We start from the raw sequence: 14,122 nt of genomic DNA, 5'->3' as shown, positions 1-14,122 counted from the left end.
TATGGAAGATAACTCTTCATTATACCAGCTCCCTTATGGAGAACTTATAAGAACTGTTTTAGTTAAACCTGAACTCACAGAAAATGACTTAAAAAAAGTAATTAAATCAAAAGGAATCTTTTTATCTAAGTATAATAAAGATAAAATAGTGCCAGAACTCATGTGTACTCTATTGAGCCCTGATGAGTATAAGAACATTTTAGAGTTTAAAAAAAATAAAGAAGAAAAAGAGAAATATCGAACCGCAAGTATTCCCTGGAAAGGTGATACTAATTTACTAAAATCTATTCCTCAAACTATCAAATTACATCAAATCTTAGAGGAAATGTACACTTATAAATCTGGAATGGAGCTAATTGGCATACCTTCCTTTAAAAAAGTAGATGGAAGACAAGATAAGGTTGAGCTTGATTTTGAAATAAAAGAACATTCTGAGATTAAAGATATTCATAACAAGGAAAGAAAATTTAGAGGAGGGATAGTTTATGAGTTAAAAAATGATGGGCATCTACATTTAAGTGTTACTAAAACTTTTAGTTCTAAGGGAACTCAAAAATTAGTAGACACTTTAAACAAACAAATGGAGAATCATTTCAAAGAGACCAACTCTGTAAATAGGGAAGATACTTTCGAGAGGATTTTGTTTTCTCAATTTATTAATGAAGATAGATTTTTATTCTTCATGAAATTCTTGGATAATATTGACTTTCTCGAGTTTAGTAAAGTAGAGAATATCTCTGTTAGTCCGGATTCTCAAGAAGATTTACCTGATGATGCTAAAGAATTCCTAAAGGACATAGAAAATTTAAATTTAAAAGGTAATGTACTAAGAAGACATGTCTTACTTTCAAAGTTAGAATACAGAAAATGTATTCACTTACACTCCATGATAGTTAAATATAAATTCAATCATGCACAAGGGAGTGGAAATTGTTCAGTAGAATTTGCCTTTCCAGATTTTAAATTAAATGAAACAGATAATTTGGAGTTCCAATTCTATACAATGAAAATCAGTATTGATAGAAATTATAGAGACTCAGCTAATAGAAAAAAAATTGAAAGAGCAATTTTTGAATCACTTAATGCACACAAAATCTATCATTACAATACATTAAAAATATAAAACTAACTAAAAAGGAGAATGCCTTTTAGATGGATATATAGAAGAACAACCGATTTTTTAATGTACGCTGTTGTTTTAATACTATCTATTTGTTATTTAATCCCTATTTAATATTTAAAAACTTATGGTGCTGATATAATTCCTCTGCTTTAGTTCTTTCCTGTTCTTCCATTACAGATCCAAAATCAACATAATTTGAGATTAATTTAGCGTCTTCTTCACTTAATCCAATTGATAAGTATTTTCTATATACATAAGCTCCAGGACAGGCACAACCTTCCGCACCCCAATCCTCATCAGTGAGTTTACAATCAAAGAAATGCTTTTCAGAAGGTTCTTCGTCTAATAAATCTAAACCATCTAATAAAAGATCATCAAGGTTATCTTGATTAGGAAGTGGGATTAAAATACTTTCCAATTCTTTTTCTTCTTTTTCAAATAATTCTAGGATTTCTTGATAGGTATCCCTTTTTGATCTTAAATATCCTAATGGATAATTCACCGCACTAACAGCATCTAAAATATTATCGATACCATACTCTATATTACCTGAATTCGAGTATTCATCAGCAGGAGTTTGAAGTATCTTTCCCAATTGCCTATCATACTTTGTAATTTTCTCTTCAAAGTCAAGAATAGATAATTTATGCTCTAGCACTCTTTTAAGATAAGTAAGTTTATCTGAGTTCATTTTTTACAACAATATAGTTATATTCTTTAGAAAGATATTAAAAACTATTTTAGCATTAGTTGGCTACAACATAACATCTAACTTTTCACGTATAGAAATTAACACATTCACCCTTATATTCTTACCATTCAACTATAGTGCAACTTTATAAAGGAATTATCAAGCTATTTTTAATCTAAAAAAAGCAAAGAAATTAACCAAATTTAGAGATAGCAGTATTTCTTTCAAACATCTAAATATTGCTATTTAGACCTACTTAAAAACACTATAGAATGAAACGAAAAGAATTACCCCAACAAAAACACAAAGGATTATTTATTTACTGCAATCGCTGTCGTAAAAACTTTTCGTGGACACATAAATTCATCAAATCCAATAAAGGTATAACCAAAGTCGAAGAACCTATCTGCAATGAAACTACCACAGTATTTTCTTTATGCAATTTCTTTAAAGATCACAGATATAAAGTGAGAGTATATTTACCCAATAAAAAAGGAAAAACTAAGTCTAAAAACCTTAGTTCTGTAGATTATAACAACGCAATTTTAGAAGCTATTGATTTCGAGAAAAAAATAAAATCTGAAGTTCAAATAATCAACACAAAAGAAAGCACAATAAAAGGAATTAACATTCTTATTATAGATGCACAAATAGAATATACCTTATATCTTTCAAATGTAAAAATACCTGACCATCAAAAAGTAAAACGTATACAAAAACACATCAATGAAATAAAGTATAGCCTAGAATTATTCAATAAGGCAATGGAAAGTAGTAAAATAAATATTTCATCCATTCCGCTTATCGCTATTAGAGATGAACACGTAGGAGTATTTCACAGTTACTTACTAGATACTATGGAATATTCATACTCTACTTATAATAATAAAATGGATTACCTCAGAGGATATGTTAATTGGTCTATACAGAGGTTTAATCTACCTCTAAATAATCCTTTTAACAAGGTTAAAAGACGACAAGGTGTAATCAGAAAAGATATTATTTATCAAGAAGAATATAAAGCTTTACTAAAAACAATAAAACCAGAATTAGGCAAACAGCTTATTAATAACGCTAAAGAATCATACTATAAACAACGATATAGACCTTATCTAAAAAACGGCATTAAACTGGCGCTACAGACAGGATGTCGAGGAGAAGAAATTGTGAAGATGAAATGGAATATGATTCATTTCAAAAATGAGAAACCACATTTCATTGAGATAAGAAACTTTAAAGTTGAACGTCAAAAAGGCGAAGGTTTTAATGCCAATGTACAGCCAAAAATTATCCCTATAACAAACGAATTATTGAAACTATTATACAAATTGGGTTTAGAAGAAAAAATAGGCGCTGATAAGTATATTCTCCACCCAGAGAGAATCACCACAGCATCTACAATAAAAGACAATTTATCTAAAGGATTTACACATTTTTATAAACAACTAAATACTGGAAGAGAAATAAAATTTAAGCATCTTAGGAAAACATATTTAACTTACTTGAATGCAACTATAAAAGGAGAAACCAAATTACTATCTTCTCATTCATCTAGCGAAGTTTTAAGAAGGCACTATATAGACGAAAGACTTATTTCAAAAACAATAAAAAAACTTAAAATATTTGGAAGTTGAAATATCTACCCGAAAGGACAATGTTTAAAAAAACTTATAACCCTCTCAAAATATGTGCCTTATAAAGATAAAGCACTACAACCGTGCTTGAAAACCGTGCTTGGAGTACTGTTTTGAAACGCTTATAAAAAAGATAAGCCCCTGAAAATCAGTAGCTTAATAGTAGCGGGAACAGGACTCGAACCTGTGACCTTCGGGTTATGAGACTACAAAGTTACATTTATACCTCTCTGTTTATAAGGATTTTACTAAAGAACCATGCTTGCAAATCACTACAAATCGTTACAAATCCATACAAATAGGTACGTATTTGCGGTACGTAAGTGGTACGTACCTTTTGTTCTTTAATAAACGTCAAAACCAATTACTTCCAAGGTCTACTTCCGAACCGCTTAAAATAAATTTCAGAAAAATTATAACTATGCGCATACCCAACTTCTAACGAAAGTTTTTTTAACGATATTTCAGGATTATCTTCGGTTATTCTTCTTGCTTTCTGCAACTTAATTTCCTTTACAAATTCTTTCGGTTTTTGCCCAGTAGCAGCTTCTATCTTTCTTGACAATGTACTTATCGAAATATTAAATTGTTCTGCAATATCATCCAGCTTTAATTTTGAGTTAGAACATTCTTGATCTATATATTTCTCAACTTGTTTAATCCAACTATTATCTTGTTCAATCTCGCTTGATGCTATATTCTCTTTTTCTATAAATTTAATTCTATTACGATAATTGTTTAAGGAATTATGAATTCGTATCAATAGTTCGTCCCTGTCAAAAGGTTTATTAAGATAATCATCAATACCTGACCTAAAAACTTCTAACCTACTTTCTTTATCGGTTCTAGCCGTAAGCATCAGTATCGGAATATCATATTTCTGAGCTTTTAACGATTGAATAAATTCAAGACCGTTCATTTTGGGCATCATATAATCCACAATAATAAAATCAAATTGAGTATTCTTTATCATATCTAATGCTTGGATTCCATGCTCTGCCTCTAAGCATTCATTCTCTTTTAAAATGCTTTTTAGATATTTTCTCATCTCCCAATTGTCATCCACCAGTAAAATTTTATGATTATTAAGATGTTGTATATCCAAAGTATCTATATGCTCTGTTGTCTTTTTTTCAACCTTTTTATACTGTTTACTTTTAGCAATAGTTTTATGTTCTTGTAATGGCAAAATTATTTTGAATTCGCTTCCCTCTTCTGGCTTGCTACTTATTTGTAATTTCCCTTTATGCAATTCAATAATCTCTTTACTAAATGCAAGTCCCACTCCACTTCCTCCTGCTTTATTAATGTCATTATTAGCTTGATAAAATTGATTACAAATTTTATTTATATCTTTTTGAGATATTCCAATCCCTGTATCTATTACTGATATAATTATTTCCTTTTTCTTTCTTTTTAACCCTATTGTTACGCTTCCTTCCCGATCAGTATATTTTAAAGCATTTATAATGATATTGTTTAAGGCTCTTTCTAAATAAACCTCGTTTGCTGTTATCATATAATCTTTAGAATTTTTTATTAGATCATAATGAATATCCTTTTGTTTGAAATTAGATTCAAAAGAATTATAAATCTTACTTACTAATTCAGAGATATTAGTATTGCTAAAATCTAATCTAAAATTACCCGCCTCCATTTTTGCAATATCCAGAACATCATCTACCATAACAGCAATCTTATTGCTTTGAACATTCAACTCATCCTGAACATCAATTAATTGTGGTATTATATTTTGAAATTCTTTGAGGGTATCTGCTTGTCCTTTTATAAGAGTTAAAGGAGTACGGATTTCGTGAGAAATATTGATGAAAAATTGTGCCTGAGACGCGTTCAAATCTTCTAATTCTGTAGTTTTAATCTGAAGTGCTTTTTCATTTTTGATATTTAAATTTTTAAAATAATTTACTAAAATAAAAATGCTAAAAAATAGAAATGTTACAGATATATCGTTAAATGGATTTATATCATAATGATCAAAGAAAAACGTATTAGGAATTACAAAACACAAATAGGAAATAGATAAAGCGATATAATTAATCAGTTTTCTATCAATAAAAATAAGGCTTATAGCAGAAGGGAATAAAAAATAATATTCCAAAAGCTCTCCTTTGTACGTATAATTCGAAAAAATAAAAGTTAAGATAATAATGTTAAACACAAACAAAATACGAGCTAGAGAATAACTATAATTAGCATGTATATATTGAATACCAATTATGAGAACTACCATTACCATACAAACAAGCAATGTTATCAAACTATTCTCTTCTTTTTCAAATGGTATTTCAATAAGCATTAGTATCGTTAACAAATGCCATACATAGCAAAAAACATTAAATAATTTTATCTTTTTTAATTCACTTTTAGAAGTGTTTTTTTCGGAACCTAATGAAATAAAATACCGGTATCTATTCTTTAAAGAGGTAAACTTCATAGAAATTTCAGGTTTTTGAGAGTGTGTTACTCAAAAATACTTTTTTTAAAAGATTAAACACAAAATTTCCTTCCTCAGGACACTTAATTTGAAGTATTTATGATATGACATGACAGATTTTTGATATTCTAAATTCAATTACAAGAACCTTCTAATAATTGACTTGTTTTTGATACAAGTTGATTAAAAATTGAGTCCAAGTATTTTTAATTTTAAAACAGAATTAAAACTGTTCAAAAATATATTACAGAGAATAGCGTGTAACCTCCTTAGTGCATAATTGTCAAAAAGCTAACCAGTCTTACTATTTCCAACAATTACTAAATCTTAAAACACATAAAAATTATGCCATCTTTACAACAAACTTTTTTGCACGAAAACACTTCTAATCAAACTAATATAGACAAAGTAACAATTGAGGTTATTCTTCCAATATTCTCATTTAGAAATCATAATAATCGTATTAGAAGATTTGTTAGTAACCATAAATCATTCAAATTTTCACATAATCTAGATAACAACACCTATCAATTTGATTTACCATTAAATAAACTGATTGGAACAAGTTCTGAAGATATTTATGGCTTTTTCCGATATCATTTTATAGAAATTTTAAACCCCAATGAGGATAAGAATATTAATGATTTTTCATTTTACTTCGAAATAAAAATAACAGATGAGTTTGGTCAACTCTTATCATCAAATAAACATGAAGGTATTTACTATCAAAAATCTTCTTTTTCTAGTGATTATGATGAAAAAAACTATGAAAAGGAATTACTAAAATTTGAAGAAACTTATGGTAAAAGTCATCAAGCAAATAATTACAACCTTGAAAAATTAAAAGAGAAAATAGATGATTCACTTCAAATTGATATTACCTTTAATGAAGAAGGGTTAAAAGCACTACCAAATCAACAAGATTCCAGAGTTTTTATAATTAACAAAAGTATATTTGAAGCTTTTAAATACACACTAGACTTAGGAAGTCTGGAATTTAAAATCCCTAACATAATAGTTCTTGAGTTTATCCAAATACTTACTTCTTTAAACGAAAATGTTCCGAAAATTAACTCTATGGAAGTAATCGGAACTTCTTATATTGATTTTTGGCAAAAGTTTTTTAAAGACAAGTATACCTTTCCTGATAATTTTATGCCGAAAATTCTTGACAATTTTAATAGTTTATTTGATTTTCCTATAACCGTCCCAGAAATTCAAACAGTGGATATAAAAGGCTCTCTAGAGGTACTTTCTGAAACAGAAAAAACAAAATCCGATTTAGATAATTATGAATTATTAGTTGAATATACGACAAATGGTAATTCTATAAACATATTGTCATATAATTGGGATACATCAAAAAATGGCATCGTTGATAACAAAATACCTTTTGAGTTTGAAAATGATGAAGCTATCGTTACCAATACCATAAATGGGCTACTAACTATAAAAATAAAAGGTTTTGATGGTGCTGTTTTATGGGAAGAAAAATATAATCCCGATGATGAGAGTTTACAAAACATCCTAATTAAGGTAAAAGAATATCCTTTTGGTAATATAGCTATCGACACCGTTACTGGTAATCCAAAAAGTATAAAAAGATTAAGAGGAAAAGTTTTACAAAAAGGCGATACCCATAAGCTAAATGATTTGACGGTAATCGTACAAGCAAAAATCGATGATGACGAGTCTTTCAAAATTGTATCTGCAACAACAACAGATACATTAGGTAATTTTTCTATGGATTACCCCTATGGTAATTATTTAGAAGCACAAGCTCTAGTATCGCTTATACCTAATAGTCCTGCTGAACTATTGATTAATTCAAGTAATAGTAATGAAACCATTTCGGATGACTTTATCTACCTCTTGTTAAGTGATGATGAAATCACAAAATCAGAAGAAGATGACGACTGCGGTTGCCATTCTCCGGTCAAAGCGAAACGGTTACCAGATCAGGCAGATCTGATTGATTCTGGTGAATATACACAGGATATAGGAGGTACTTGTTTAAATCTATCAACCCCTAATAGAACATTAAGAGAATATAGTTATAATGCAATTGTTAGAGTTTCTGATCCCGATGTCTGCAATTACACATTAGAAAAAAAAGAAGTTGGAGGTAAAACAAAATATGATCTGAAACGAGGTGCTGATAGCTTAGGAAGAAAAGAAATAGGAATCGATAATCCTATCCGCTGGGAAGATGCGCCAGATGCCGAAGATAATTTATCGCTTTATCAAGCAGTATCTATAGCCACCGGACATATCTTGCATTATAAGTCCGTTTTTAAAGCTGATGGATATTCACTGGGAGATTTGGTGTATTCATTACCACTTGCTCCGGGTCAGAAAAAACAAATTGTTGTATTTGAATCTTCACATTCGTTAAGTGGAGCAGAGTCCCAAAGTGCATCTCAAGAAGAAGGACTTACTAATCAATTAATTAATGACCGCTCGATCACAGATCGTTTAGGTGGTATAAACAATGAAGCCTTAAGTGGGAGAAGTAAAGCTCATACTTCTGGTATGTCTGCAGGATTGGGGGCCTCTGGATCTTATGGTGGTATAGGAGCTTCATTAGGCGTAGCTGGAGGGTTTTCTAATGCCAACTCTTCTGCTTCACAAAATAGTTCCAGAAATGTAACTCAGTTTTTTGATGAAAAACTTCGTAATTCGCTTACACAAAATGCTGAAAGTTATAGACAGTTAAATGCCTCTGTAGTTACAACAGTTACCCAAGGTCAACAATATGGGGTAACCACAGAGACCGTTGCAAATCATAATCACTGTCATTCTCTAACGATGATGTATTTTGAAGTATTAAGACATTACGCGATTTTTCAGGAAATATCGCATGTAGAGGAATGTGTTTTTGTGCCATTATTGATGACACATTTTACAACGGAAAATATTCATAAATGGAAAGATATTTTAGCTCCAAATTTATTACCGCTTCCTTCCAATACTTACTTAAAATCTTATTCCTATTATTTTGGCCGTCGACAACACCCTTTATTAAAAGCTTTTGATGCTAATAAAAGAATTAAAACAAATTATGAAAGGGTTGATTTTCCTAAAAAAAATGAAACTTATGCTGATGGTACTATAACCCAAATTAAAGGTCGTTTTACTATGAATGTTAATATACCAAGGCCAAAAACAAAATATGACCGAATTAAATCATTTGCCGTTGCAAAAAAAGTTGAAAATGTCTCGAAAAATCATGAAAGAGGATTATTTGGACTTATCCCTATTGTTGGTCCATTTTTAGCTGCTGGAGTCCAAGATGAAACAAAAGTTACATATCATCTAACAAAAATTAAAGACACTTTTATATCCATTGATGATAATTTTGACAGAGTTCCTCCTGCCCAAGCAATAAGAGTAAATACTTTTTCTAAAGTTCGAGTTCCAAATATTCTTGGGGTTGAAGTTGACGTACCTACTGATAGTATATTTGAAGATGGTCATGTTGATAAAGAACTTTGGGAAACATATTCTAAAATTTTAGGATATCAAGGAGAATCAGGAGTTGGAGATATGCTTAATTATTATTATGCTGGAAGGTTGATAGCCGAATGGGATGAAATTTTTTATAAAGACTTACTGCCTTTAGTTTTTGCAAGAATAGTAGATTCTATAGCCATATATAGTGGAAAAACTGAAGTTGAAGCAATTGAGTTACCAGGAAATCCATTTCACTTCAAATTAAATTATGGTACAATTGGACCAAAATTGGATTTTTCTACTGAAACCAATTATACAGGTGGCAATAGGAGTATAAATGTTAATTTTAACGGTCATTTCCCAGGCAATAGGAAGGATTTAGGAGGAGAAAGTCAAAACCTGACAGTCGTATCTACAAACGATGATATTCATGCATTGAAGAATTTTATAAAACTGAATATTGGAAAAGTACAAATGAGCTATTCTACAGCTCATTTTGAAGGCTCTATATTTAATGGATATGTTAATGATGATCTTCTTGATGGAACTAATCTTTATATACCACTTACCTCAAGAGATAAAATCAATCCTCAAAAAGAAGATGAATACATCGTAAATGAACTCATTGAACACCTTAATAGTAATATTGAATATTACAACAAAATTTTATGGACAAACTTAGATCCGGATAGACGATTTATGCTATTAGATGGTTTTAATATTCAAACATATGCTTCTACAGGCCAAAAATCTGTGATGCGAAGTTTGGCTTCTGTGGTTAAAAATGAGCTTATTACTATTGCTGGTAACTCCTTAGTTTTTCCTGTTGCAGATGGTTATAAGGTTGGAAGGAATTATATGTTAGAAGAAATCGGAGATAATGTGTTTCTGGAAACGCCATTACTAGATTACTACAAACCATTAACCCCAATGCCGCCTTATAGATTAAGTATTCCAACAAGGGGCGTATTTATGGAAGCGGTTAAAGGATCTTGTGATGCCTGTGAAATGGTAAAAGAAAATTCTTCTCAAGATTGGGACAAATTCAGAACGGAAGAATCCACTCCAATAGCTCAAGTCGTAACTCCAACACCTACAATAACAGATTACAAACCTAATTATAAAGATTTTGCCGAACCATTGGTCAACATTCAAAATGCTCCAAATGCGCCAACGCCTGCAGCAGGCTTGGCTGGAATAAATCAGTTATTAGGTAAATCCGATGCTTTTAGAGATATTACTGGTTTAGCTGCCAATCAAAATAATGCCTTAGAGACATTCAAAGCTAATACTGCTGCTGCACAAAAATATGCAGAAATGGCAACAAGTCTAGCTAAACAACAGCATAATACCAATAATGCAAAAGAAATACAAAATGACATTAACAAAGCTAAAAAAGCTGGAAGTATTTCCGATGAAGATGCTAAAAAACTAACTCAAAAACATTTGGAACAACAAATTGATGGGGGTGAATCTTTAAAAGAAGATAATAAAAATAAAAAAGGAGTACAGAAAAAAATGAATAATCTAAATGCTTTAAAAAATGCCAAAAGCATGTTGGAAAATGGAGAAATTAGCGCTGAAGATTATAATAAGTTTGTTGCCAAATCATATGAGAAAGAAGGTACTGGAAGCATAATAGCTCCAGAGAATCTTGGTGATGTTGTCGATAATCTTGGGAATAATGCTAATTTCAAATATTCGAATTCGAATGAGAGTTTTGAACTTGAAAGATTATCTACAGGTAAAAAAATTAAAAAATCCGATATAGAATCTTGGATACCTCTTATAAATTTCTATCCTCCTAAATTTGTAGATGAAAATGTTAAAAATAGAGGGGAAGATTATTATGTTCAAAGAATAAACTTAGTGAATAATTCTAATGATCTAAATTTAGACCTTTTCTCTATTAAAATAGAGAAGTTACCTACTCGTTATGATAAGAAATACAAAGAGTTTTTTAAATATATTAGACTTAATCTAACACAATTTACAATTAGTTGGAGTAAATTCAGGCCTTTAAAGGAACCAGAAGACAAAGTACTATGGGAATCTGAAAATCCTATTGGTTCAATTATTCATATAGATTTAAAAGGACCTGATGATGCTGCAGTTGTAACCTCTTATTATAATGAAAGTTCTTGGGTTTTTTCGACAATCAGTGGAGGTAGTGAAACAGGAAAACACCCAGTAACTGGTAATAGAATGTTTGCCTATAACCTCCATGGAGAAAATATGATTTTTTACACCAGAGGAGCAGATAGAACTACTAATCTATTAACTTTTGATAAAGCTGTTTTTGCGGCTGGGGCAGCTAATTGGATTAATATGATGTCAAATTTGGTAAATTTCATAAACTCTAACGGAGGTAAAGCTGAAATCAAAAAAGAATACCACAAGCAATACGATTGGAAAGAAGTAAAACCATATACTAGATATAAAGATGATGTAATCGTCTAACTTACTTTTTCCATAAAGATATATTATCACAAAAATTTATGATAAACCAAAGGGGGCGGATAGAGTTCTGATAAAGTTGCAACATTTTTTAACTATTTCATTCATAAAACATTAATAAACCGAGACTTAATCAAAATAGCAAATAAGATAAATTCTAAAAGTAGCTCTATTCGTTGTACTTAAAGACAAGCTAAAGTTGGTAGTTTTTAGGTTAAAAACCGAGAGGTTAAACATTGATTTTTCAGTATTTTATATTTTACAACAAGAACAAGGTTAACCCCTGTACTACATTTCGTCGTTGGGACTTTAGGAAGCTCGCACAAAAAAATATTTTATATAAGACATCAGATTTTCGAGTATAAAAAAAACCAGTTGTTTTCACAACTGGTTTTCTTCGTAGCGGGAACGAAACTAATCTCGAACCAGGTTTACTTAGGGTTTAAAAAATTATATGAATTAAAACCAGTTCTAGAAGAGGCTGATTTATTTCCTCTAACATCTAACTATTATAAGCAACCTAGAATATGAAAGAACTATATACTTCCATACCAGTAGGCTTGTGTCAATATTGTATATGTAACAGAAAGATAAATCATCTTAAAGTTTACCTATACTTTAAATTTACTTCTAGTGGTCATGTAAAGTATATAAATAGTCATTTAGAAAATACTAAAGAGATAGCAGAACACTTGCAACTTAACGAGAAAACTGTTAAAAACTGCCTTACTTGGTTAATACAAAATGAATGGATAACAACATACTCTAATATAAAATCTCTAAGGGTTATTAGCTATAGGAAATTATGTGATATTTATGATATAAAAACTACCTGCGCGGTAATTTATGAGAATGAAACATTTGAGGACTTAAGAAATTTTTGTTGTGCTGTTTTAATTATCTATTACAGAAACTACAAAAGATGGTGTGATAGAAAGTCGGTGCCAAAAAAAGGTGGCGCCAGACTTCGCACTAATAAAAAATCAAAAGGTTATTATCCTCTTCCTTGTTTATATCTCGCAAAATGCCTCAATGTTAGTAAAAAGACAGCTCATAAGTACAAAAGAGCAGCTATGGAGTATGGTCATATTGAAGTCCGTAAAAACCTTAAAATTCTAACTATAAATGGAATGCCATTAACAAATGAACATAAAGGCTCTTTAAAATTCATTACAGGTATTAGTCTAGGAAGAGTAAGGACAGGTAATAAGTTTTTAAAATATGTAGATGCCGACCTCATTAAATCTAATTTATACATGAAGAAAAAACGTTATTAATCGCAATGAAAAAAAGGTAACGGTAGTAAAGGGATACATAAGGGAAGCTACTAAACTCTAACCGTGTGTTACTTCGTTTATTAATAATAGAAGTGAAGAGAGACTATTCACAAGTGAGTACAGCTAATGAGTACTCTAAATTTAACAGAAGTTCAAAACTCATTAGATACGGCTTTACAGAAATAAAAAGACTCAGATAAAAACAAGGGAAATGTTTTATTATCCGGAGATATTTAACCTAAAAGCAATATATTTGATTGCATATAACCAGTTGGTAACAAGCAAAGAATGAAATTACAAATAACGATTTTATTGTTGATTTTAACTTTTTCCTCTTGTAAAGAAAAAGATAGGAAAAAATCTAAAACGGAAAAAAATAAGACTGATTTAAAAGTAGAGAATATCATTGAACAATCTAACTTAAAAACAGAATTTGAATTTTCAGTAGTTGAAATAGATTCTTTGAAATTAAACGGTTTTTTAAAAAAGAAGGAATATTCACTAATGTCAACTTGTGGTGGTGGACTTGATGGATTTTATTTTAAAAATAAATTAGTTTTTATTAACGCTATTTACAAAGGTGAATCAGGTTTTATAAAACAGGAATTATATTTAAAAGGAATTGAATTCTCTAAAATAATCTATCAAGAACATTTTCCAGAAGATGAAAAATATTTAAAAAAATATCCTCTTGAAAAATTTAAGTACGATGAAAATAAATTAACTTTTTCTGACACTATTTATAAAATTGAATTAGGAGAAAACACTCGTTTTAAGAAAATATCTAATGGAAAAGTAATCTCTACAAAAATTGACAATGAATTAATAAATAAACTTATTAATTGTGGAAATATTATGAGAAAAGAATTGGAGACAGATATAGAATAAAAAAAGCCAGTTGCCAACAACGTGTCCTATGAAAAGCACTAGCTCAGTTTTCCAAAGTTAATATTTCTATTTTAATTATCTCATAATGGTTACTTTGAAGTGTTTAAATGTTGGCAATTCTCTTCCTTTTGTTGCAAATTGTCA

7 protein-coding genes are annotated in these 14,122 nt (G+C 30.0%); 5 read left to right on the top strand and 2 right to left on the bottom strand.

What is annotated here, in order from left to right; translation table 11 throughout:
* Position 1 precedes the first annotated feature (1 nt).
* Positions 2 to 1,123 carry a GapS4b family protein gene (gapS4b, locus tag QBK95_RS22475; protein WP_280936814.1) on the top strand — a complete coding sequence of 374 codons (1,122 nt, stop codon included), beginning with the start codon at positions 2 to 4 and terminating at the stop codon, positions 1,121 to 1,123.
* Between the two features lie 103 nt (positions 1,124 to 1,226).
* On the opposite strand, the gene QBK95_RS22470 is transcribed toward gapS4b, so the two are convergent.
* On the bottom strand, positions 1,227 to 1,814 hold the full coding sequence (locus QBK95_RS22470) for a hypothetical protein (RefSeq protein WP_280936813.1): 588 nt from the start codon (positions 1,812 to 1,814) through the stop codon (positions 1,227 to 1,229).
* Between the two features lie 272 nt (positions 1,815 to 2,086).
* Between QBK95_RS22470 and QBK95_RS22465 the strand changes: the two genes are divergently transcribed.
* Complete coding sequence (locus QBK95_RS22465) at positions 2,087 to 3,448, top strand: site-specific integrase (protein WP_280936812.1); 1,362 nt, start codon at positions 2,087 to 2,089, stop codon at positions 3,446 to 3,448.
* Between the two features lie 364 nt (positions 3,449 to 3,812).
* On the opposite strand, the gene QBK95_RS22460 is transcribed toward QBK95_RS22465, so the two are convergent.
* Entirely contained in the window at positions 3,813 to 5,903 is a 2,091-nt protein-coding gene (locus tag QBK95_RS22460; protein ID WP_280936811.1) for a hybrid sensor histidine kinase/response regulator transcription factor, read from the bottom strand.
* A 345-nt stretch (positions 5,904 to 6,248) separates the two neighbouring features.
* On the opposite strand from QBK95_RS22460, the gene QBK95_RS22455 reads away from it, so the two are divergent.
* The 3 genes from QBK95_RS22455 (at position 6,249) to QBK95_RS22445 (ending at position 13,978) form a co-directional block, all read left to right on the top strand.
* The gene (locus QBK95_RS22455; protein ID WP_280936810.1) at positions 6,249 to 11,816 is read left to right on the top strand and encodes a hypothetical protein; all 5,568 of its coding nucleotides are present in this window, start codon (positions 6,249 to 6,251) and stop codon (positions 11,814 to 11,816) included.
* A gap of 524 nt (positions 11,817 to 12,340) precedes the next feature.
* A complete protein-coding gene (locus tag QBK95_RS22450) occupies positions 12,341 to 13,090 on the top strand; it encodes a hypothetical protein (protein WP_280936809.1) in 750 nt (249 codons plus the stop codon).
* Between the two features lie 288 nt (positions 13,091 to 13,378).
* Positions 13,379 to 13,978, top strand: coding sequence for a hypothetical protein (locus QBK95_RS22445; RefSeq protein ID WP_280936808.1), 600 nt, complete (start codon positions 13,379 to 13,381; stop codon positions 13,976 to 13,978).
* Positions 13,979 to 14,122: the final 144 nt, after the last annotated feature.

It is taken from the genome of Aquimarina mycalae, assembly GCF_029906345.1.
In the GTDB taxonomy this organism is placed as follows: Bacteria; Bacteroidota; Bacteroidia; order Flavobacteriales; family Flavobacteriaceae; genus Aquimarina.
This window is presented reverse-complemented; position numbering and strand designations above follow the sequence as displayed.